A 21,053-nucleotide genomic window follows, 5' to 3' on the forward strand; every position below is an offset into this window, starting at 1 on the left:
ATGGTGTCAAGATTCTTTGACGTCACGGGTGCGGGCGCGACGACGGCCCGGCGCCCGCGGATGCGGGTGCCGGGCCGTCGTCGTCGTCGTCGTCGAGCGTGCTGACCTACAGGTACTGGCCGGTGTTCGTGGCCGTGTCGATCGCGCGGCCGGACTCGTTGCCCTTGCCGCTGATCAGCGTGCGGATGTAGACGATCCGCTCGCCCTTCTTGCCCGAGATCCGCGCCCAGTCGTCGGGGTTGGTGGTGTTGGGCAGGTCCTCGTTCTCCTTGAACTCGTCGACGCACGCCTGCATCAGGTGGCCGACCCGCAAGCCGCCGGTGCCGGTCTCCAGCCGCTCCTTGATCGCCATCTTCTTGGCGCGGTCGACGATGTTCTGCAGCATCGCGCCCGAGTTGAAGTCCTTGAAGTACAGAACCTCCTTGTCCCCGTTGGCATAGGTGACCTCGAGGAAGCGGTTCTCCTCGACCTCGGTGTACATGCGCTCGACGGTGCGCTGGATCATCCCGGCGATCGTCGCCTCGCGGCTGCCGCCGTGCTCGGCGAGGTCGTCGGGGTGCAGCGGGAGCGTCGTCAACAGGTACTTGCTGAAGATGTCCCGTGCCGCCTCGGCGTCCGGCCGCTCGATCTTGATCTTCACGTCGAGCCGGCCCGGCCGCAGGATCGCCGGGTCGATCATGTCCTCGCGGTTGGAGGCGCCGATGACGATGACGTTCTCCAGGCCCTCGACGCCGTCGATCTCGCTGAGCAGCTGCGGCACGATGGTCGACTCGACGTCCGAGGAGACCCCCGATCCGCGGGTGCGGAAGATCGAGTCCATCTCGTCGAAGAACACGATGACCGGGGTGCCCTCGCTGGCCTTCTCGCGCGCCCGCTGGAAGACCAGGCGGATGTGCCGCTCGGTCTCGCCGACGTATTTGTTGAGCAGCTCGGGGCCCTTGATGTTGAGGAAGTAGGACTTCCCCTGCCCCTCCCCCTTGAGCGCGGACACCTTCTTGGCCAGGGAGTTCGCGACCGCCTTGGCGATCAGCGTCTTGCCGCACCCGGGCGGGCCGTAGAGCAGGATGCCCTTCGGCGGGCGCAGCTGGTACTCGCGGAACAGGTCCGCGTGCAGGAACGGCAGCTCGACGGCGTCGCGGATCTGCTCGATCTGCCGCGAGAGGCCACCGATGTCGGCGTAGTCGATGTCGGGCACCTCTTCGAGGACGAGCTCCTCGACCTCGCTTTTCGGGATCCGCTCGTAGACGTAGCCCGAGCGCGACTCCAGCAGCAGCGAGTCCCCCGCCCGCAGTGGCTGGTCGGTCAGCGAGTCCGCGAGGTAGACGATGCGTTCCTCGTCGGTGTGGCCGATGACCAGCGCCCGCTGGGTGACGCCGTCCACCGGCTCGAGCAGTTCCTTGAGCATGACGACGTCGCCGGCGCGCTCGAACCCGCGCGCCTCGACGACGTTCATCGCCTCGTTGAGCATGACCTCCTGGCCGGGCCGCAGCTCGAGCCCTTCCACGTTCGGGGAGAGGGTCACGCGCATCTTGCGGCCACTGGTGAAGACGTCGACCGAGCCGTCCTCGTGGCGCTCCAGGAAGACGCCGTAGCCGGAGGGCGGCTGCCCCAGCCGGTCGACCTCCTCCTTGAGCGTCACCAGCTGCTCGCGGGCGTCGCGCAGGGTCGAGGAGAGCTTGTCGTTGCGCTCGGACAGGAAGGCCGCGCGGCCCTCCGCCTCGGCGATCCGCTCCTCGAGCACCCGCGTCTGTCGCGGGCTGTCGGACACCTTGCGCCGCAGCAGGCTGATCTCCTCCTCGAGGTAGGAGATCTGGGTCAGCAGCGCAGCGACGTCACGCTCGCGTCGCGCCTTCGTCTCGTCGGGACCATCGATCGGACCTGGGCCCATCACGCACCTCCGGACATTCGGGGGAGCCAGGACGCAAATCTATACACGCGCGACGACAGTTCGCCGGTGGCTCGCGCGAGGTGCTGCGCCCCCCGGAGGCGGCTCAGTACTTCTGCGCCCGCCGCTGCCGGATGGGGGCGACGGCGCCCTCGGCGAGCCTGCGGGCGGTCACCAGGAAGGCGGTGTGGGCGACCATCCGGTGCTCCGGGCGCACCGAGAGGCCGACCGCGTGCCACGGCCGCAGCAGGGTCTCCCACTGGTGCGGCTCGGTCCACAGGCCCTGGGCCCGCAGCGCCTCGACGTAGGTGGACAGCTGCGTCGTCGTCGCGACGTACCCGACGAGGACACCACCGGGACGGAGGGCCGCGGCCACCGTCGGCAGCACCGCCCACGGCTCCAGCATGTCCAGGACGACGCGGTCGACGACCTCGTCGGCCGGGTGGTCGGCCAGGTCGCCCAGCCGCAGGTCCCAGTTGGCCGGCACCTCGCCGAAGAACGCGCCCACGTTGCCCCGGGCGACGTCGAGGAAGTCCTCCCGCCGCTCGTAGCTGGTCAGGGAGCCCTCGGACCCGACCGCCCGCAGCAGCGAGCAGCTCAGCGCCCCGGAGCCGGCGCCGGCCTCCAGCACCCGCATGCCCGGGCCGACGTCGCCGAAGCCCACGATCTGGGCGGCGTCCTTGGGGTAGATGACCTGCGCACCGCGCGGCATGGAGAGCACGTAGTCGGCCAGGAGCGGACGCAGCGCCAGGTAACCGGTGTTCGCGGTGGAGTGGACGACGGACCCCTCGGGCGCGCCGATGAGGTCGTCGTGCTCGATGGCGCCGCGGTGGGTGTGGAACTGCTTGCCGGGCTCGAGGACGACGGTGTGCAGCCGGCCCTTGGGGTCTGTCAGCTGCACCCGGTCGCCCGCCACGAACGCGCCGGGCACCGGCTCCGGTCGCTCGGCAGGGACGTCGAGGTCGGGCTCGGGCTCGGTGGTCACGACCGCCGAGCCTACGGAGGGGGCGCGTGTGACCCGCGTCCCCGGTGCAGCGCTGCCCCGGTACGGCGCGGGCGCTCGGAACTGTCGCAGCCCCGACCTAGCCTCGGACCCATGACGCTCACGGTGGAGACGAACGCGCCCCTGGGGTCGGACGCCGGGCCCACCACCGAGGCCGCCACCGGGCCCGAGCCCGACCGCGCCCCGCGGCGCCCCTCGCTCTCCCCCAGCCGCGCCGCTGACTTCAAGACCTGTCCGCTGCTGTACCGGTTCCGCACCATCGACCGGCTCCCCGAGCGCAAGACCCTCGCCATGGTGCGGGGCACGCTGGTCCACTCCGTGCTCGAGCGGCTCTACGACCTGCCGGCGGCGCGACGCACCGTCGACGGTGCGCTGGAGCTCCTGGAGCCGGCGTGGGCCGACCTGCAGGCGGAGCCGGGGGTGGCCGAGCTCTTCGCGACCGCCCGGGGCGAGGGCGCCGAGACCGACGTGAACGCGCCGGAATCGGTGGATGCGTGGCTGGCCTCGGCCGGGAAGCTCGTCGAGCGCTACTTCACCCTGGAGGACCCGACCCGCATCGAGCCGGCGGGCCGCGAGGAGCTGGTGGAGGTGACGCTGCCCGACGGGCTGCTGCTGCGCGGCTTCGTCGACCGGCTCGACGTCGCCCCCAGCGGCGCGCTGCGGGTGGTCGACTACAAGACCGGCTCGATGCCGCGCGAGGCGTTCGAGAACAAGGCGCTGTTCCAGATGAAGTTCTACGCGCTGGTGCTGTGGCGCACCCGCGGCGTGGTCGCCGCCCAGCTCAAGCTCATCTACCTCGGCGACGGCGACGCGCTGACCTACGCCCCGGACGAGGAGGAGCTGCTCCGCTTCGAGCGCACGCTGCAGGCCATCTGGTCGGCCATCGAGCGCGCCGTCAGCACCGGCGACTTCCGGCCGAACAAGTCACGGCTGTGCGGGTGGTGCGACCACCAGGCGGCCTGCCCGGCGTTCGGTGGCACTCCCCCGCCGTTCCCTGCGGAGGCCGCGGCGGCGGCGGGCTGGCGGAGGCTGCCGCTCGTCGACCTGGACTGACCCCGGTCGCCGGCGATCAGGCCGCGGGCCCGCCCGCGGTCACGCGCCCGGCGAGGACGTCGGCCAGCTCGGCGAGCCCGATGCCCTCCAGCGACCCGCACTGCACCAGCCCGGGTGCCGGCGGCACCGCCTGCAGACCGGCCACGCCCAGGACGGCGGCGCCCGCGGCCAGGCCGGACGTGACGCCGACGAGCGAGTCCTCGATGACGACGGACTCCGCGGGCGAGACCCCGAGCCACGCCATGGCGTGCAGGTAGGGCGCGGGGTCGGGCTTGCGGGCCGGCACCTCGTCGCCGCACACCGTCACGTGGAAGGGGCCGCCGCCGCGGTAGCCGGCCTCGATGTGCGCGATCACCAGGTCGGCGAGCCGGCGCGGCGTCGTCGTCACCAGCGCGGTGCGCAGCCCCGAGGCGTGCACGGCGGCCAGCAACTCCTGGGCGCCGGGCCGCCAGACCAGCCGCTCGGTCATCATCCGGGCGACCGCGTCGAGGATCTGGTCGACGTCGCCCTGGGCCTGCGCCTCGGTCCGGGTCACACCGAGATCGGTGTAGAGGACGTCCATCGCCACGCGCATGCTCGTGCCCACGGTCGCCGCCCGCGCTGCGGCCGACATCCGGCCGCCGAGCTGGCCGGCGAGGGAGAACATCGCCTCGCCCCAGTACTCCTCGGTCTCCACCAGAGTGCCGTCCATGTCGAACAGCACCGCCCGCAGCGCACCGGTTCCTGAGGGGGTCGCGGGCTCCTGCCCGTTCACTGGAGCTCCCGCACGGGCCCGAGTCTAGAGAGCCGCTCGAGGGCCGCTCTGCCGTGGAGGGGTGGCGGGCCCGGTTCAGACGGGACGGGTGCCGACCAGCGTCGCGAAGGCGATGACGTTGTCCTCGTAGCTGCGCACGCCGGAGTCGAAGTCGCCACCGCAGGTGATCAGGCGCAGTTGCGGGTCGGGGGTGTCGCCGTAGACCTCGATGGTCGGGAAGTCGTCCTTGGGATGGCGCTCGACCCGGTCGACCGCGAAGACCGCCACCGTCCCGTCGGCGCGGGAGACCGTCACCTCGTCACCGGCGCGCAGCGCCCCGAGGTCGAAGAAGACTCCCGGCCCATGCTCGGCGGAGTCGACGTGCCCGAGGATCACCGCGGGCCCGACCGCGCCGGGCGCCGGTCCGCGCTGGTACCACCCGGCCTCGTCGTCGGGCTCGAGCGGCGGCACCTGCACGGTGCCGTCGTCGTTCAGGTCCAGGCGCATGAGGTCGCTGGTCACGTCGATGGACGGGATGCCGATCGACACCGGCGCGGCCACGGCCGGCGCGGCCGCAGCCGGCGGATCGGCAGCCGGCGGGGCCGGCGAGGACGTCGTCGCATCGGGCGCGACGGACGAGGAGGGGCTGCGGTCACCGGACGAGGCGATCGGTTGCGGGGCCTGCTGCTGCCCGGTCAGCGCCACTCCGAGGGCGACCGCCGCCACGACGGCGAGGGCCACCGCGAGCGCGATCCAGGTACGGCGGCCGGGCCGACGGGCGCTCTGCTCGGTCACGGGGGTCCTTCCGGGGAGAGGAGTACGGGGTGCCCGGCCGCGCGGAGAGCGGGTGGCCCTCCGCGCGGCCGGGCGGCCGATCAGGCCTGGTCGGCCGAACGGCGGCGGTAGGCCACGGCACCGGCGGCGGCCGCACCGACGGCGGCGAGGGCGCCGACGCCGAGGGCGCCCTGGTTCTCGATGCCGGAGGTGCTGCCCGCACCGGTCTCGGCGCCACCGGACGGGGCGGTGCCCATCTGGGCGGTCTTCAGGCCACCACAGGCGGCGGGGGCGGTCGCCTCCATGGGCAGCGACGGGTCGAGGTCGCTCTTGATGTCGCCGTCGTAGGTGCCGCTGCCGTTCTTGTCGACGCCGTGCAGCACGATGACGGCGGTGCCGGCCTCGAACGCCTTGTGCACGTCGTCGGTGACCTCGAAGGTGCGGTCGTAGCTGATCGTGCCGCCGTCAGCGGTCGGGAAGCGGTCGACGGCCAGGCCGCTGTCCGGGCTGGTGTCGCCCGTCAGCGTCAGCGAGGAGCCGATGGCGCCGTAGTACTTGGCGGCCTCGGTGACGCTGACGAAGCCGTCCTTGTCCGCGTCGTCCTCGAGCCCGTTGGACGGGCAGGTGCCCAGCGCGGCGATGTGGAAGTGCTGGGCATGCGGCGCGCCGGCGAGCAGGCCGTTCGCCTCGATCATGACGGTCGCGGTGTTCCCGTCCAGGGTCACCATGCCGGTTCCGGTGACGCCCGAGCTGTTCACCGAGGCCAGGTTGGCCTGGTAGCTGGTGGCGCCCTCGTGGGCCGAGGCCGGGGACATGGCCAGCAGCGGGAAGGCCGCGGCGGCGATGGCCACGGTGGGGAGTGCGAATGCCTTGCGCAAGGTGTGCTCCTTCGATCGGAGTGGTGCCAGGGCGACGGCTGAGCGCCGCTCGCCCGTGGTGCCGGCCGGCACGTCGGTGTGCCTGCCGTCGATCCGGTCGGATGACCCAGGTCAGCGGGGAGAGAGCCGGCGTGGACGAGTCCTTCCGGCGCGCTGTCCGCAAGGGGTTCGGCATCCCGGCCGTGATCGGTTCACCCACCTGGGAAACAGATGCGATCCGCCCAACCGGAAGAGCACCCGGCGACGAAGGCAGGACATGACCGCATCGCTGCGCACGTCCCTGGAGCGGATCCTCCGGCGCACGGCGCCGGCGCTGGTGCCCCTCGTCGCGGGCGCAGCTCTGGTCCTCGGCGCCTCCCCCGCGTCCGCGCACGACGGCCTCGTCAGCTCGAGCCCGGTTGCCGCGGCCACCCTCGCCACCGCACCCGACACGGTCGACCTGGAGTTCACCGGGGAGCCCCTGCCGCTGGGCACCCTGGTGGCGGTGACCGGTCCCGACGGTGCCTCCGTCTCCGACGGGCCCGCCGAGATCAGCGGCACCGCGGTGGTGCAGCAGCTGCTCCCGGACCTGCCCGTGGGGAGCTATCGCGTCGATTGGCGGAGCACGTCATCCGACGGGCACTCGCTCTCCGGCGCGTTCGACTTCACGGTGACGGCGGGGAGCGCTCCGGCCGCCGGCGCCCCGTCGCCGGCGTCGGATGCCCGCTCCGCACCGGGCCCGGAGGAGGAAGGCATCGCCCCCGTCTGGCTGGTGTCCGGCGCGGTGGTCCTGCTCGGGCTCGGCGCGATGGTCGGGGCGCGCCTGCGACGACGCGCATGAGCGCCCTCCCCCCGCTCGTCCTGCCGCCGCCCGCGGCACCACGGACCCGCCACCGCCGTGCCGCCGTTCCCGGCGCCGCCCTCGGCGCGGTCGGGCTGGGCGTGCTGCTGTTCTGGGCCCTGGCGATCGGCGACGGCGCCACGACCGCGACGGAGCTCCCGGACGCGGGCCGGCTCGTCGAGTGGGGCCTGCCCCTGACCACGCTGGCCGGCCGGGTCGCGGCTGTGGGCACGGTCGGCACCCTGGTGTTCGCCGCGGTCCTGCTCCCGGGCTCGGGCGGTGCGCTGCCCCCGGAGTCGCGGCGTGCGCTCCGCGCGGCCGCCGGCTGGGCCCTGGTGTGGACCGTCGCGACCGCGGTCGGCGGGATCCTCGCGCTCAGCCGGCTGCTGGGCACCGCTCCCACGTCGCTGTCCTGGGCGTCGGTCCGGGTGTTCGTCGAGGACACCGGTGCCGGACGCGCGGCGCTGCTCGGCATGGCGCTCGCGGGCGTCGTCGCCGTCGCGGCCACCCGGACCTCACGGGCCGGCGCGCGGACCCTGCTGGCCCTGGCGCTCGGCGCGCTGGTCCTGCCGGTCGTGCTCAGCGGCCACTCCTCGGGCGCGGAGGACCACCTGCTGGCCGTCACGACCCTCGGCGTCCACGTCGTGGCCGCCACCGTCTGGGTCGGTGGACTGGTGGCCCTGCTCGTGCACGGCCGCCACGGTGCGGTGGCGCGCGGTCGGGCCGCGACCCGGTACAGCGCGCTGGCGCTGGGCTGCTTCGTGGCGACGGCCGTCTCCGGCGTCCTCGCCGCCTGGCTGGTGCTCGGCGGCACCGGCGCCGTGCTGTCGGCGCTGAGCACCGGCTACGGCGCCCTGCTGGTGGGGAAGACCGCCGGCCTGACGCTGCTCGGCGTCCTCGGCCGGCACCACCGCAGACGCACCCTCCCCCGGCTCCGGGCGGGCGAGGGCCGGAGCTTCGGCCGGTTCGCCGCCGGGGAGGTCGTGCTGATGCTGGCGACCGTGACGCTCGCGGTCGCCCTCGCGGCGTCCCCTCCCCCGGCGGCGACGCCCACCGGCAGCGCGTCAGCCGGCACGCAAGGCACCGCGCCCGTCGCGGCCGCAGACCCCATGGCGGGGCACGACCACGGCGAGCTGTCGGTCGGGGTGCTGGTCGACGAGGAACGGTTCCACGTCGCCGGCCCGGTGGCCGCCGGCTCGCGGATCACCGTGTTCAACGGCAGCGGAGAGCAGGTGACGCTGACCGCCGACGACGGCTCGTTCGACGTCGTCCTCCCGGCCGGGACGCTGTCGACCTTCGTGGCACCTCAGGAGCCGGGCGGACACCCGTTCACGAGCGCCCACTCGGCGTCCTTCTCCGACGTGCTCGTCGTCGAGTGACCCGTCACTCGTCCTCGGTCCGGTAGCCGAGGTTCGGCGAGAGCCACTTCTCGGCCTCGTCGACGGTCCAGCCCTTGCGCTGTGCGTAGTCCTCGACCTGGTCGCGGCCGACCCTGCCCAGGACGAAGTACTGCGAGTCCGGGTGCGAGAAGTACAGCCCGCTCACCGCGGCGCCCGGCCACATGGCCATGCTCTCGGTGAGCTCGATGCCGGTGTGCGCCTCGACGTCGAGGAGTTCCCAGATCGTCTGCTTCTCGGTGTGCTCGGGGCAGGCGGGGTAGCCGGGCGCGGGACGGATGCCCTGGTACTTCTCCGAGATGAGCGACTCGTTGTCCAGGCGCTCGTCGGTGGCGTAGCCCCAGAACTCCTTGCGGACCCGCTCGTGCAGCCGCTCGGCGAACGCCTCGGCCAGCCGGTCGGCCAGCGCCTCGAGCATGATCGCGTTGTAGTCGTCGTGCTCCTTCTTGAACGCCAGGACGCGTTCGGTGGAGCCCAGCCCCGCGGTGACGGCGAAGGCGCCGACGTAGTCCCGGAGCCCGGACTCCTTGGGCGCGACGAAGTCGGCCAGCGACTTGCGCGCCGATCCGTCCCGGCCCTCGGTCTGCTGCCGCAGCTGGTGCAGCACGGTGCGCACCTCACCGCGCGCCTCGTCGGTGTAGACCTCGATGTCGTCGCCGGCGACCTGGTTGGCCGGGAACAGCCCGAAGACGCCCGACGCGCGCAGCCACTTCTCCTCGACGACGCGGTCGAGCATCGCCTGCGCGTCCTCGTAGAGCCGCCGTGCGGCCTCACCGGTCGTCGGGTTGTGCAGGATGTCGGGGAACCGGCCGCGCATCTCCCAGGCGTTGAAGAACGGCTGCCAGTCGATGTAGTCGCGCAGCTCCGCGAGCGGGTAGTCGTGGAAGTGCCGCACGAACTGGGTCGCGGTGCCGAGCGTGCACGCGGGTCCGTCGCACACGTCCTTGGCCTGCTGCAGGAGCATCCGCGGGCGTGGCGGCGTGTAGCCCGTCCAGTCGACGGGGGTGGCCGCGGCGCGGGCGGTGGCGATGGGCAGCAGCGAGCGGCTGTCCTGCCGGGCGGCGTGCCGCTCCCGCAGCGTGGCGTACTCGGCGTCGGTGTCGGCCAGCAGCTTGGGCCGCTGCTCGTCGGACAGCAGCGCGGCAACGACCGGCACCGACCGCGAGGCGTCCTTCACCCAGATCACCGGGCCGTGGTACTTCTGCGCCACCTTGACCGCGGTGTGCGCGCGCGACGTCGTCGCCCCGCCGATCAGCAGCGGGATCTCGAAGCCCTGGCGCTCCATCTCCGAGGCGAGGTTGACCATCTCGTCCAGCGACGGCGTGATCAGCCCGGACAGGCCGATGACGTCGGCGCCCTCGGCCTTGGCGGCGTCCAGGATCTTCTGCGCCGGCACCATGACACCCAGGTCGACGACGTCGTAGTTGTTGCACTGCAGGACGACGCCGACGATGTTCTTGCCGATGTCGTGGACGTCGCCCTTCACGGTGGCCATGACGACCTTGCCGTTGCTGCGCTCGACGTCGCCGGGCTTCTTCTCCGCCTCGATGAACGGGATGAGGTAGGCGACGGCCTTCTTCATGACCCGCGCGGACTTCACCACCTGCGGCAGGAACATCTTGCCCTGCCCGAACAGGTCGCCGACGACGTTCATGCCGTCCATCAGCGGGCCCTCGATGACCTCGATCGGCCGGCCGCCGCGCTCGCTGATCAGCGCGCGCAGCTCCTCGGTGTCGGACTCGGCGTAGGCGTCGATGCCCTTGACCAGGGCGTGGGTGATCCGCTCGCCCACCGGCAGGTTGCGCCACTCCTCGGTGGCGACCTCCTTGACGGTGCCGTCGCCGGCGAAGTCGCCGGCGATCTCCAGCAGCCGCTCGGTGCTGTCCGGACGGCGGTTGAGGATGACGTCCTCGATCCGCTCGCGCAGCAGCGCCGGCACCTCGTCGTACACCTCGAGCGCGCCGGCGTTGACGATGCCCATGTCCATGCCCGCCGCGATGGCGTGGAAGAGGAACACCGCGTGGATGGCCTCGCGCACCGGGTTGTTGCCGCGGAACGAGAAGGAGACGTTCGAGACGCCGCCGGAGACCAGCGCGCCGGGCAGGTTCTGCTTGATCCAGCGGGTGGCCTCGATGAAGTCCAGCCCGTAGTTCGCGTGCTCCTCGATGCCCGTGGCGACGGCGAACACGTTCGGGTCGAAGATGATGTCCTCGGCCGGGAAGCCCACCTGCTGGGTCAGCACGTCGTACGCGCGGCGGCAGATCTGCTTGCGCCGCTCCAGGTTGTCGGCCTGGCCGTCCTCGTCGAAGGCCATGACGACGACGGCGGCCCCGTACTTGCGGCACAGCCGGGCCTCGCGGATGAACTTCTCCTCGCCCTCCTTGAGGGAGATGGAGTTGACGATCGCCTTGCCCTGCACGCACTTCAGGCCGGCCTCGATGACCTCCCACTTGGAGGAGTCGACCATCACCGGGACGCGGGAGATGTCGGGTTCGCCGGCGATGAGCTTGGTGAAGCGGTCCATCGCCTCGACGCCGTCGATCATCCCCTCGTCCATGTTGATGTCGATGACCTGCGCACCGGCCTCGACCTGCTGGCGGGCGACGGCGAGGGCGGCCGGGTAGTCGCCTGCCTTGATCAGGTTCCGGAAGCGCGCCGAGCCGGTGATGTTGGTCCGCTCGCCGACGTTGACGAAGAGCGTCTCCTCGGTGACCGTCACCGGCTCCAGGCCGGACAGCCGCAGCGCGGGCCGGACCTCCGGGACGACGCGGGGCGTCTTCCCCGCGACGTCGCGCGCAATCGCCGCGATGTGCGCCGGCGTCGTGCCGCAGCAGCCGCCGACGAGGTTGACGAAGCCGGCGTCGGCGAACTCGGCCACGATCGCGGCGGTCTCGTCGGGCGACTCGTCGTACTCGCCGAAGGCGTTGGGCAGCCCGGCGTTGGGATAGCAGGAGACGAACGTGTCGGCGATCCGGGCGATCTCGGCGATGTAGGGCCGCATCTCCTGAGCCCCGAGCGCGCAGTTGAGACCGACGAGCAGCGGCTCGACGTGCCGCACCGAGTGCCAGAACGCCTCGGTGACCTGGCCGGACAGCGTGCGCCCGGAGGCGTCGGTGATCGTGCCGGAGATCATCACCGGCCAGCGGCGGCCGCGCTCCTCGAACAGCGTCTCGAGGGCGAAGATCGCCGCCTTGGCGTTGAGGGTGTCGAAGATCGTCTCGATCAGCAGCACGTCGGAGCCGCCGTCGACCAGGCCGTTGGCCTGCTCGAGGTAGGCCGCGACGAGTTCGTCGAAGGTGACGTTGCGGGCGCCGGGGTCGTTCACGTCCGGTGAGATGGACGCCGTCCGGCTGGTCGGCCCGATGGCGCCGACGACGTAGCGCGGCTTGTCCGGGGTGCGGGCGGTCATCGCGTCGGCCTCGCGGCGGGCGAGCCGGGCCGAGGCGAGGTTGAGCTCGTAGGCGAGGTCGGACATGCCGTAGTCGTTCAGCGAGATCGTCGTCGCGTTGAAGGTGTTGGTCTCGAGCAGGTCGGCGCCGGCCTCGAGGTACTCGCGGTGGATGCCGGCGATGAGCTCGGGTTGGGTGATGCTGAGCAGGTCGTTGTTGCCCTGGACGTCGCTGGGCCAGTCCGCGAAGCGCTCGCCGCGGTAGCCGGCCTCGTCCGGGCGGTCCCGCTGGATCGCGGTCCCCATGGCGCCGTCGAGCACGAGGATGCGCTGCTCGAGCAGGGCGGTCAGCTCGGCCGTGGCGTCGGGGCGGAGGACGGGTGACTCGGACACAGGTGATCCCCATGGTGTGCTCGTCTGTGGGGTGCGGGCTCTGCGCGTGCGAACTCCGGCACCCCGGCGGGTTGGCCCAGGCTTGGGCGGTCCCGATGTCGGCTCCATGGTCTCACTTCCGCGTCCTCCGGTGAGCGGAGTCCCCTGTTCGAGCCGGTCCCCTGTTCGGGCTGCCCACCTCGCGGAGCCCGACCGCCGCGGGTGATCGACGTAGGCTGGGAGGGGTGATCGACCCGAAGGACAGCGCCGAGGACCTGCCCGACCTCACCGAGCCGGTGGTGGTCGTGGCCTTCGAGGGCTGGAACGACGCAGGCGACGCCGCGACGGGCGTGGTCGAGCACCTGGAGCTGATCTGGGACGCGACACCGCTGGCCGCGCTGGACCCCGAGGACTACTACGACTTCCAGGTCAACCGGCCGACGGTCTCGCTGATCGACGGGGTGAGCCGGCGCATCGAGTGGCCGACCACCCGCATCTCGGTGGCCCGGCCCCCGGGCAGCCCCCGCGACGTCGTGCTCGTCCGCGGCATCGAGCCCAACATGCGCTGGCGCTCGTTCTGCGCGGAGCTCATCGCGCTGCTGCAGGAGCTGGACGTGCAGACCGTCGTCTCCCTGGGCGCGCTGCTGGCCGACACGCCGCACACCCGCCCGACGCCGGTCACCGGCTCGGCCTACGACGACGAGTCGGCCCAGGCCTACGGGCTGGAGACCTCCCGGTACGAGGGCCCGACCGGGATCCTCGGCGTCTTCCAGGACGCCTGCGTGCAGGCCGGCCTGCCGGCGATCAGCTTCTGGGCGGCCGTGCCGCACTACGTCTCGCAGCCGCCCTCGCCCCGGGCCACGCTCGCGCTGCTGCGCCGCGTCGAGGAGGTGCTGGAGATCGCCGTGCCGGTCGGGACGCTGCCCCAGCAGGCCGAGGAGTGGGTCCAGACCGTCGACGAGATGGCCAGCGAGGACGAGGAGGTCGTCGAGTACGTGCGCTCGCTCGAGGAGCGGGCCACCGAGAGCGACCTCTCGCAGGCCAACGGCGACCAGATCGCCCGCGAGTTCGAGCGCTACCTCAAGCGCCGGGGGAACACGAGCGGCGCCTGAGCTCTGTCGTGAGGAGTGGGGGCCCGCAGGGTCTCCGCGGTCGAACGACGGACCAGCTCAGCGCAGGCTGGGACGGGAATCGGCCGCGGTGCGATCCGGAGGATCGCGGAGCAATGGCGTCAGCCGTGCGGCGGCGTCGTCGTCGAACAGGCGGTCGTGCGTGTTCAGCGCGAACCGGTCGGTCATCCCGCTGACGTAGTCGACGACCTGGGTGACCGGGTCGGCCTCCGTGTCGCGGTAGGACGCAGGGAGCAGCTCCGGGTGGCCCAGGTGGTGGTCGACCAGCCGCCGGATGACGTCGACGGCGACGTGCTTCTGCCCGGCGGCGGTCTCCGACTCGTACACCCGCTCGAACATGAACGCCCGCAGTTCGTGCATCGCCTCGAGCGGCTCCGGCGCCATCACCACGTGCTCGGCGCCGGGGGCCAGCGAGCCGGCCACGACGGCGTCGATCATGGCGCCGACCATCTCGCTGCCCGGCTCGCCGAAGACCGCGCGGGTGCGGGCCGGGAGGTCGCTGGGGCGCAGCACCCCGGCGCGGACGGCGTCCAGCGCGTCGTGGGACAGGTAGCCGATCCGGTCGGCATAGCGCACGCACTCCGCCTCGCGGGTCGACGGCGGCGGGCTGATCTTCCAGCTGTGCGCCCGGACGCCGTCGCGCACCTCCCAGGTGAGGTTGAGGTCCTCGAGCACCTCGACGATCCGCACGCCCTGCGCGGCGTGGTGCCAGCCGCCGGGGACGTAGGGGTCGAACGCGTCCTCGCCGATGTGCCCGAACGGTGAGTGCCCGACGTCGTGGGCCAGCGCGATCGCCTCGGCGAGGGTCTCGTTGAGCCCCAGCGCGCGGGCCAGTGACCGGGCGACCTGGGTGACCTGCAGGGTGTGGGTGAGCCGGGTGACGAAGTGGTCGCCGTCCGGGTTGAGGAAGACCTGCGTCTTGTGCTTGAGCCGGCGGAAGGCCTTGGCGTGCAGGATCCGGTCCCGGTCACGCTCGAACGCCGTCCGCAGCGGGTCCTCCGCCTCCGGGCGTGCCCGGCCCCGGGTGGCGGCCGCCCGGCAGGCGGCCGGGGCGAGCTGCTCCTCGGCGCGCTCCCGCGCGGCCCGGTCGGTGAACCGGAACGGGGCGGCGTGGTCGCGGGGCCCGGCCGTCATCAGCCGTCCTGCAACGCGGGCGCCTCGGCGCACGAGTCCAGCGCCACGCCGAGCAGCGCGTCGACGGCGTCGCAGACGATCGCCGGCGCCTGCTCCTCCTGCTCGCCGGTCCCCGCGATGGTCGCCGCCGCCCAGGCGTCGACGACCGCGATCGCGCCCGGGCTGTCGAGGTCGTCGGCGAGCCGGTCGCGCAGGCCGTGCAGCACCGGGCCCGCCGGGGCGCCGGTGTCCTGGGCGACGGCGCGCCGCCAGGTGCCCAGCCGCTCCTGCGCCTCGCGGAGCAGCGCCGGCGTCCAGGCCCGGTCGGTGCGGTAGTGCCCGGACAGCAGCGCCAGCCGGATGGCCATGGGGTCGACACCCTCACCGCGCAGCTTGGAGACGAAGACCAGGTTGCCGCGGCTCTTGCTCATCTTCTCGCCGTCGAGCCCGATCATCGCGGCGTGCACGTAGGCGCGGGCGAAGGGCCCCTTCTCCCCCGATGCCGCCGCCGTCAGCGCCTCGGCGTGCACGGCGGAGTACTCGTGGTGCGGGAAGATCAGGTCGCTGCCACCGCCCTGGACGTCGAAGCCCATGCCGATGGTGTCCAGGGCGATCGCGGCGCACTCGATGTGCCAGCCGGGGCGGCCGGCGGTGCCGCGCGGGCCGGGCCACGACGGCTCGCCGGGGCGCGCGCCGCGCCAGAGCACCGGGTCCAGCGGCTGCCGCTTCCCGGCGCGGTCGGGGTCACCGCCGCGCTCGGCGAAGAAGCGCAGCATGGTCGCCTCGTCGTAGCGGGACTCGCTGCCGAAGCCGGGCGCCTGGGAGATGTCGTGGTAGACGTCGCCGGTGCCGTCGTCGAGCACGTAGGCCAGGCCCTCGTCGAGCAGGGTCTCGATGTGGGCCACGACCCGCGGGATGGACTCGACCGCGCCCACGTAGTCCTCCGGCGGCAGCACGCGCAGCGCCGTCATGTCCTCCCGGAACAGCGCCGTCTCCCGCATGGCGAGGACGACCCAGTCCTCGCCGTCCCGGTCGGCGCGCTCGAGCAGGGGGTCGTCGATGTCGGTGACGTTCTGGACGTAGTGCACCGCGTGGCCGGCGTCCCGCCACACCCGGTTGACCAGGTCGAACGCCAGGTAGGTGGCCGCGTGGCCGAGGTGCGTGGCGTCGTAGGGCGTGATGCCGCAGACGTACATGCGCGCCGTGCGGTCCGGCGTCGTGGGCACCACCTCGCCGCGCGCGGTGTCGTGGACCTTGAGCACGGAACCCGTCCCGGGAAGGGTCGGCAGGAGCGGAGCGGGCCAGGAGAGCACGACCCGAGCCTAGATTGCGGGTGCGACGACTCCGGGCCGCCCGTCCGGCGCGGTCACCCGACGGGGAGGGACGCCATGGAGCTCGACCACTACCTCCCGGCGCTGCGCCGGACGGACGCCCGCTTCGCCGACGCCGCGGCGGCCGCCGTCCTGGACCACGGCTGGGCAGCCCGCGTGCCGGGCTGCCCCGGATGGTCCCTGGCGGACCTGGTCTGGCACCTGGCCGAGGTGCAGCGCTTCTGGACCTGGGTGGTGCGGACCCGCGCCCAGAGCCCCGAGGGCTACGTCGAGCCGGTCCGGCATCCCGACGACGAGCTGCTCGCGTACGGCGCGGCCCGCAGCGCGGAGCTGGAGGCGGCGCTGGCCGCGGCCGACCCCCGCGAGCACGTGTGGACCTGGGCGCGCCGGCAGGACGTCGGCTTCGTGCTTCGCCGGCAGCTGCAGGAGGCCACGGTGCACACCGTCGACGTGGAGCAGGTGCTGGGCGACGTCCGCCCGGTCCCGGCCGACGTCGGCCTCGACGGGCTGGACGAGTGGCTCGAGGTCATGGTCCCGGGCGCGCTGCCCGACGGGCCGCCCGCGGACGCGCACCCCGTCGTCCTCCACGCCGTCGACGTCGACGCCGAGCGCACCCTCTTCCCCGGCTCGCGGCCCTTCCCGATCGCGGCGTTGACCGGCACCGCGGGCGACCTGCTGCTCGCGGTCTGGCGGCGGGTGCCGCTGGAGGTGCTCACCGTCGACGGCGACGGCCTCCAGGCCGCCGCGATGATCGGCCTGGTCGACCTCGACTAGGTCGTCGGTCCCGGTGTCCCGCCGCCCGGGCGACCGTTCAGCCGCGTCACGGTGCGGCTGAACGGTGGATGGCGCGGCTGCACCCAGCCGGCGGACCTCAGGGCCAGGTCACCGCGTGGCGCTCGAACTCCTCGCCGGTCTGGATCCCGACGACGCAGAAGACCATCCCCGCCGGGTCCTTCATCTGCCAGAAGCTGCCCATGTCCCGGTGCCGGGTGGCGCCCAGCGCCTCCAGCCGGGCCACCTCGGCCGGGATGTCGTCGGTCTCGATGTCGACGTGCCAGCGCGGCGGCGTCCCCTCCCCCGTCCGCTGGATCTCGACGTGCCAGCCGTCCGCGAACGAGCCGAGCGAGGCCCAGGCGGCATCGTCCGGGTCGGGCGCGGACGGGCGCCCGGTGGCCCCCGCCCAGAACGCGGAGCCGGCGGCGTGGTGCTCCGGGGGCAGGTCGAGCAGCAGGATCGACAGGCGGCTGCGGTGCGGCACGGGAGCCCCCTCCCTCAGGCGGGCAGGCGCCGGTAGAGGCACTGGCCGCCACCGGAGGCGTGCAGCTTCCCGCTGGGCGACCACACGTTCGCCCGCCAGCCGAACATCCCTCGGGTGGAGACCGGGGCCGAGCCGTCGCAGAGCAGCCACGGCTCCTCGGTCGCGGGGCGGTGGAAGGCGACGTTCAGGTCCAGCGTGGGGGCGGTGAACGCCGGCCGCTGCCAGGCGTGCGGGCGGACCGCCGCCGGCCAGCTCGGCAGGTCGACCAGGATCAGCGAGCGGGTGGCGTCCACCCACGGGTCGGCGAAGGTCGCCGTCGTGTGGAACCGGAGCCACTGCTGCCACACGGCGGGGCGCGGGCCGTCCGGCCGCCCGAGACCCTCGGCGTCGACGGGTCGGCTCTCGATGTTGTTCCAGAACGGGATCACCGTCGAGGAGCCCTCCCGGCGGCCGAGCGCGTCCAGCGACGGCAGCTCGTCGGGCCCGGGGACGGCGGGCGGCACGGACTCGTCGTGCTCGAGGCCCTCGACGCCGGCGACCGCCCACACCATCGCGTTCAGGATCGGCTTCCCGCCCTGGGTGATCGAGACGGTCGAGGAGCCCGCCGTGCGGCCGGGCTTGGCACTGCGCACCTCGATGTCGATCGGCTCCGGGCGGGCCACGCCGAGGTAGTGGCAGGAGAACGCGGCCGGCTCGTGGTCCGGGACGGTGGCGCCCACGGCCCGGAGGGCGAAGGAGGCGATGTAGCCCCCCATCGGCCCCCAGATGTTCCACTCCGGCGACGGGATCGCCGTGAAGCGCCCCTCGTCGACCTGCTCCACCTGCGTGTCCGTGCCGAGATCACCCACCCCGACACTGTCTCAGAAGGGCGGCCAGGGCAGCGCAGGCCAGTCGCCGCTGGGCTCCGGGTGCAGCTTCGTGCGCAGCAGGTCGGCGACCCGCTGCTGGGTGCGGCGCACCTCGCGGCGGGTCAGGTGCTCGTGCAGCTCCTCGCCCAGGGCGCCGCGCAGGTCCTCGGCCAGCCGCTCCAGCACCTCGAGCGAGGCGAGCGGGAGGGGCCGGCCGGCCCAGCGCCACAGCAGGGTGCGCAGCTTGGGCTCGACGGAGAAGCAGATGCCGTGGTCGACGCCGTACGCGTGGCCGTCGGGCATCGGGATGATGTGGCCGCCCTTGCGGTCGGCGTTGTTCACCACCGCGTCGAAGACCGCCATGCGGCGCAGCGCGGGGTCGTCGCGGCGCACGTACTCGGCGAGGTCGATCTCCTCGTCGCCGTCGATCCAGAGCTGCACCATGCCGGGGCCGAACGGGCCGTCGCGCAGCACCGTCGGCGGCACGACCCGCCAGCCGGTGGCCTCCGACACGAGGAACGAGGCGATCTCCCGGCCGGCGAGCGTCCCGTCGGGGAAGTCCCAGAGCGGCCGCTCCCCCGCGACCGGCTTGTAGACGCACTCGCCGCCGACGTCGCCGGACCGGATGCTGCCCACCAGGGTCACGTTCGAGGCGTCGAGCATCCGGCCCTCGAGGTCGATCTCGCCGGTGCGCAGCAGGTGCAGCGCCTCGGCGTCGTCGGCGGGCGGCCGGGTGACCGGCTCGGCGGGTTGCTCGCTCATCGGCTCACCGCCGGTCAGCGGCGGTAACCGTTCTGCCTCGGGCAGACGTGGCCGGTGGCGTCCAGCGGCAGCGAGCACAGCGGGCAGGACGGCCGCCCGGCGGAGATCACCCGGCGGGCGCGCGCGATGAACGCGCGGGCCGCCATCGGGGTGATCGTCACCCGGAGCGCGTCCGGGCCCTCGTCGGCGTCGGAGAGGATCGCGTCCTCCTCGATCGGCTCCTCGCCCGCGGCCACCGCCTCGACGACGACGGCCTGCTCGGAGCCGTCCCAGGCCAGCCCCATGGCGGCGACGCGGAACTCCTCGTCGACGGGCGGGGTGAGCGGATCGAGGTCGTCGACGTCGGCGTCGGGCGGGATGACCGCGTCGGCGCGGCCGGCGACCTCGTCGAGCAGCTCGGCCATGCGGTCGGCCAGCACCTGGACCTGGTTCTTCTCCAGGGCGACGCTGACCGTGCGGCCGGTGCCGTCGGACGCCTGGAGGTAGAACGTGCGGTCCCCTGGCTGGCCCACGGTGCCGGCGACGAAGCGGCTCGGACGGTCGAAGAGATGGACCTGACGGGGCACGCGCCCAGGTTACGCGGGCGGAGCCGGGGCTCGCCGTCGGCGCGGGGAGGTCAGGAGGGTGCGCCGGCTCCGCCGCCGACGACGGCGTCCGAGGACGCCTTCCGGCGGCCGCGCTTCCTCGGCGCCGGGATCAGCGCCGAGACGTCGCCGCCGGTGTCGTTGATGCGCGCGACGAAGGGTCGCGTCTCGGTGTAGGTGACCACCGAGATCGACGCCGGATCGACGACGATCCGCTGGAACTGGTCCAGGTGCAGGCCCAGCGCGTCGGCCAGCACCGCCTTGATGACGTCACCGTGGCTGCAGGCCAGCCAGACGGCGTCGGGGCCCAGCTCGGCGTTGACCGCACGGACGGCGGCGACGGCGCGGGCCTGGGTCTGGGCCAGGCCCTCCCCCTCGTCGCCGGGGAAGACGGCGGCCGACGGGTGCTGCTGCACGACCTTCCAGAGCGGCTCCTTGACCAGCTCCTTGATCGCCCGGCCGGTCCAGTCGCCGTAGCGGGCCTCGCCGAGCCGGTCGTCGGTGCGCAGCTCCAGGTCGCGGCCGGCGGTGACCGCCGACGCCGTCTGCACGCAGCGCTCCAGCGGACTGCTGACGACAGCCGCGAGCGGCACCTTCGCCAGCCGCTCCCCCACCGCGGCGACCTGCGCCTGCCCCGCCTCGTCGAGCTGCACGCCGGGCGTCCAGCCGGCCAGGATGCCGCCGGCGTTGGCCGTGGTCCGCCCGTGCCGGAGCAGGATCACCGTGGTCACGGGCGCGAGCCTACGGGCGCGACGCTCAGCGGACGGACGAGGCGACCGGCTCCGGGTCGAGCACGCCGCTGAACACCAGCACGAGCACCAGGACGCCCAGGGCGATCCGGTAGACGACGAACGGCGTGAACGAACCGCGGTCGAGGTAGCGCAGCAGCCACGCGATGACGGTCAGCCCGACGCCGAACGCCAGCACCGTGGCGAGGATCGTCGGCCCCCAGGACACCCCGACCCCGGCGCCGTCGCCGCCGCTGAGCTCGTCGTAGGCCTGGTAGAAGCCCGAGGCGAGCACCGCGGGGATCGCCAGCAGGAACGAGTAGCGGGCGGCCGCGGCGCGCGAGTAGCCGAGGAACAGCCCGGCGGTGATCGTGCCGCCGGAGCGGGAGACGCCGGGGATCAGCGCCATCGCCTGGGCGAACCCGAACCCGATGCCGTGGCCCACGGTGAGCTGGTCGAGCTGCCGCTGCTTGGCGCCCACCCGGTCGGCCCAGAACAGGATCAGCGAGAAGACGATCAGCGCCGTCGCCACGATGCGCAGGTCGCGGAACGTCGTCTCGATGTCGTCCTCGAACAGCAGGCCGAGGATCCCGATCGGCAGGCTGCCCACGATGATCAGCCAGCCCATGCGGGCGTCGGGGTCGCCCTTCCGCCGGCCGCCGAGCGAGGCGAACCAGGCGGTGAGGATCCGCCAGATGTCGTGCCGGAAGTACAGCAGGACAGCGGCCTCGGTGCCGATCTGCGTGATCGCGGTGAAGGCCGCACCCGGGTCGTCCCAGCCGAACGCCTCCCCCACCACGCGCAGGTGCGCGCTGGAGGAGATCGGCAGGAACTCGGTCAGCCCCTGGACGAGCCCCAGGACGACGGCTTCGAACCAGCCCATCAGCGCGCGGGAGGGACGGTCGGCAGCAGGCAGTCGGGCACGACCGGTCACCCTAGGCGGCACCCTGCACCGCTCCGGCGCGCCGCTCCGAGGCTGTGGGTGGTCCCGCGTGC

The 21,053-nt window shown here is 73.2% G+C and carries 19 protein-coding genes; 5 read left to right on the plus strand and 14 right to left on the minus strand.

Going from position 1 to position 21,053, the window contains the following annotated elements; genetic code table 11:
- Window positions 1-106: 106 nt before the first annotated feature.
- Window positions 107-1,888, minus strand: a complete 1,782-nt coding sequence (arc, locus tag CRP29_RS10440) for a proteasome ATPase (RefSeq protein ID WP_097195007.1) — start codon at window positions 1,886-1,888, stop codon at window positions 107-109.
- Window positions 1,889-1,991: 103 nt separating this feature from the next.
- Entirely contained in the window at window positions 1,992-2,870 is an 879-nt protein-coding gene (locus tag CRP29_RS10445) for a tRNA (adenine-N1)-methyltransferase (RefSeq protein WP_281256798.1), read from the minus strand.
- Window positions 2,871-2,981: 111 nt separating this feature from the next.
- Between CRP29_RS10445 and CRP29_RS10450 the strand changes: the two genes are divergently transcribed.
- On the plus strand, window positions 2,982-3,941 hold the full coding sequence (locus tag CRP29_RS10450) for a RecB family exonuclease (RefSeq protein ID WP_097195008.1): 960 nt from the start codon (window positions 2,982-2,984) through the stop codon (window positions 3,939-3,941).
- 16 nt (window positions 3,942-3,957) lie between these two features.
- On the opposite strand, the gene CRP29_RS10455 is transcribed toward CRP29_RS10450, so the two are convergent.
- The 3 genes from CRP29_RS10455 to CRP29_RS10465 all read right to left on the minus strand — a co-directional run bounded on the left by CRP29_RS10455 (window position 3,958) and on the right by CRP29_RS10465 (window position 6,326).
- Window positions 3,958-4,695: an HAD family hydrolase gene (locus CRP29_RS10455; RefSeq protein ID WP_245852726.1), complete on the minus strand. Its 738-nt coding sequence runs from the start codon at window positions 4,693-4,695 to the stop codon at window positions 3,958-3,960.
- 75 nt (window positions 4,696-4,770) lie between these two features.
- Window positions 4,771-5,469 carry a class F sortase gene (locus CRP29_RS10460; RefSeq protein ID WP_245852727.1) on the minus strand — a complete coding sequence of 233 codons (699 nt, stop codon included), beginning with the start codon at window positions 5,467-5,469 and terminating at the stop codon, window positions 4,771-4,773.
- Between the two features lie 80 nt (window positions 5,470-5,549).
- Window positions 5,550-6,326 carry a hypothetical protein gene (locus CRP29_RS10465; protein WP_097195009.1) on the minus strand — a complete coding sequence of 259 codons (777 nt, stop codon included), beginning with the start codon at window positions 6,324-6,326 and terminating at the stop codon, window positions 5,550-5,552.
- Window positions 6,327-6,582: 256 nt separating this feature from the next.
- Between CRP29_RS10465 and CRP29_RS22705 the strand changes: the two genes are divergently transcribed.
- A complete protein-coding gene (locus tag CRP29_RS22705; RefSeq protein ID WP_176522916.1) occupies window positions 6,583-7,146 on the plus strand; it encodes a copper resistance CopC family protein in 564 nt (187 codons plus the stop codon).
- Window positions 7,143-8,525 (plus strand): copper resistance D family protein, encoded by a 1,383-nt coding sequence (locus CRP29_RS10475; protein WP_097195011.1) that lies wholly within the window; start codon window positions 7,143-7,145, stop codon window positions 8,523-8,525. The genes CRP29_RS22705 and CRP29_RS10475 overlap by 4 nt, the downstream gene beginning before the upstream one ends.
- Before the next feature lie 4 nt (window positions 8,526-8,529).
- On the opposite strand, the gene metH is transcribed toward CRP29_RS10475, so the two are convergent.
- On the minus strand, window positions 8,530-12,324 hold the full coding sequence (gene metH / locus CRP29_RS10480) for a methionine synthase (protein ID WP_245852728.1): 3,795 nt from the start codon (window positions 12,322-12,324) through the stop codon (window positions 8,530-8,532).
- 224 nt (window positions 12,325-12,548) lie between these two features.
- Here metH and CRP29_RS10485 point away from each other — a divergent pair, with 224 nt between their 5' ends.
- Window positions 12,549-13,415, plus strand: a complete 867-nt coding sequence (locus CRP29_RS10485) for a PAC2 family protein (RefSeq protein WP_097195013.1) — start codon at window positions 12,549-12,551, stop codon at window positions 13,413-13,415.
- A 57-nt stretch (window positions 13,416-13,472) separates the two neighbouring features.
- Here CRP29_RS10485 and CRP29_RS10490 read toward each other — a convergent pair whose 3' ends face one another.
- Together CRP29_RS10490 and mshC are read right to left on the minus strand one after the other, a co-directional pair.
- Window positions 13,473-14,567, minus strand: coding sequence for an HD domain-containing protein (locus tag CRP29_RS10490; protein WP_097195014.1), 1,095 nt, complete (start codon window positions 14,565-14,567; stop codon window positions 13,473-13,475).
- The gene (gene mshC, locus CRP29_RS10495) at window positions 14,567-15,859 is read right to left on the minus strand and encodes a cysteine--1-D-myo-inosityl 2-amino-2-deoxy-alpha-D-glucopyranoside ligase (RefSeq protein WP_097195015.1); all 1,293 of its coding nucleotides are present in this window, start codon (window positions 15,857-15,859) and stop codon (window positions 14,567-14,569) included. The genes CRP29_RS10490 and mshC overlap by 1 nt, the downstream gene beginning before the upstream one ends.
- Window positions 15,860-15,934: 75 nt before the next feature.
- Here mshC and CRP29_RS10500 point away from each other — a divergent pair, with 75 nt between their 5' ends.
- Entirely contained in the window at window positions 15,935-16,651 is a 717-nt protein-coding gene (locus tag CRP29_RS10500) for a maleylpyruvate isomerase family mycothiol-dependent enzyme (RefSeq protein WP_097195016.1), read from the plus strand.
- Between the two features lie 97 nt (window positions 16,652-16,748).
- On the opposite strand, the gene CRP29_RS10505 is transcribed toward CRP29_RS10500, so the two are convergent.
- The 6 genes from CRP29_RS10505 to CRP29_RS10530 are packed head-to-tail and all read right to left on the minus strand — an operon-like array spanning window position 16,749 to window position 20,991.
- Complete coding sequence (locus tag CRP29_RS10505) at window positions 16,749-17,135, minus strand: VOC family protein (RefSeq protein ID WP_097195017.1); 387 nt, start codon at window positions 17,133-17,135, stop codon at window positions 16,749-16,751.
- 14 nt (window positions 17,136-17,149) lie between these two features.
- Entirely contained in the window at window positions 17,150-17,983 is an 834-nt protein-coding gene (locus tag CRP29_RS10510) for an acyl-CoA thioesterase (RefSeq protein WP_141437100.1), read from the minus strand.
- Between the two features lie 12 nt (window positions 17,984-17,995).
- Window positions 17,996-18,745, minus strand: coding sequence for an SCO1664 family protein (locus tag CRP29_RS10515; RefSeq protein ID WP_097195019.1), 750 nt, complete (start codon window positions 18,743-18,745; stop codon window positions 17,996-17,998).
- A 14-nt stretch (window positions 18,746-18,759) separates the two neighbouring features.
- Window positions 18,760-19,311, minus strand: a complete 552-nt coding sequence (locus tag CRP29_RS10520; RefSeq protein ID WP_097195020.1) for a DUF3090 family protein — start codon at window positions 19,309-19,311, stop codon at window positions 18,760-18,762.
- Window positions 19,312-19,361: 50 nt separating this feature from the next.
- Complete coding sequence (locus CRP29_RS10525; protein ID WP_097195021.1) at window positions 19,362-20,060, minus strand: histidine phosphatase family protein; 699 nt, start codon at window positions 20,058-20,060, stop codon at window positions 19,362-19,364.
- 25 nt (window positions 20,061-20,085) lie between these two features.
- On the minus strand, window positions 20,086-20,991 hold the full coding sequence (locus tag CRP29_RS10530) for an undecaprenyl-diphosphate phosphatase (protein ID WP_245852729.1): 906 nt from the start codon (window positions 20,989-20,991) through the stop codon (window positions 20,086-20,088).
- Window positions 20,992-21,053 lie beyond the last annotated feature (62 nt).

It is taken from the genome of Blastococcus aggregatus, from assembly GCF_900221005.1.
In the GTDB taxonomy this organism is placed as follows: Bacteria; Actinomycetota; Actinomycetes; order Mycobacteriales; family Geodermatophilaceae; genus Blastococcus; species Blastococcus aggregatus.

What these genes read in the sequence shown, in the direction of transcription:
- CRP29_RS10450 (WP_097195008.1), top strand. Translation starts at nt 2,982, where the DNA reads ATGACGCTCACGGTGGAGACGAACGCGCCCCTGGGGTCGGACGCCGGG.
- CRP29_RS10515 (WP_097195019.1), bottom strand. Translation starts at nt 18,745, where the DNA reads ATGAGCGAGCAACCCGCCGAGCCGGTCACCCGGCCGCCCGCCGACGAC.
- CRP29_RS22705 (WP_176522916.1), top strand. Translation starts at nt 6,583, where the DNA reads ATGACCGCATCGCTGCGCACGTCCCTGGAGCGGATCCTCCGGCGCACG.
- arc (WP_097195007.1), bottom strand. Translation starts at nt 1,888, where the DNA reads ATGGGCCCAGGTCCGATCGATGGTCCCGACGAGACGAAGGCGCGACGC.
- CRP29_RS10490 (WP_097195014.1), bottom strand. Translation starts at nt 14,567, where the DNA reads ATGACGGCCGGGCCCCGCGACCACGCCGCCCCGTTCCGGTTCACCGAC.
- CRP29_RS10500 (WP_097195016.1), top strand. Translation starts at nt 15,935, where the DNA reads ATGGAGCTCGACCACTACCTCCCGGCGCTGCGCCGGACGGACGCCCGC.
- CRP29_RS10475 (WP_097195011.1), top strand. Translation starts at nt 7,143, where the DNA reads ATGAGCGCCCTCCCCCCGCTCGTCCTGCCGCCGCCCGCGGCACCACGG.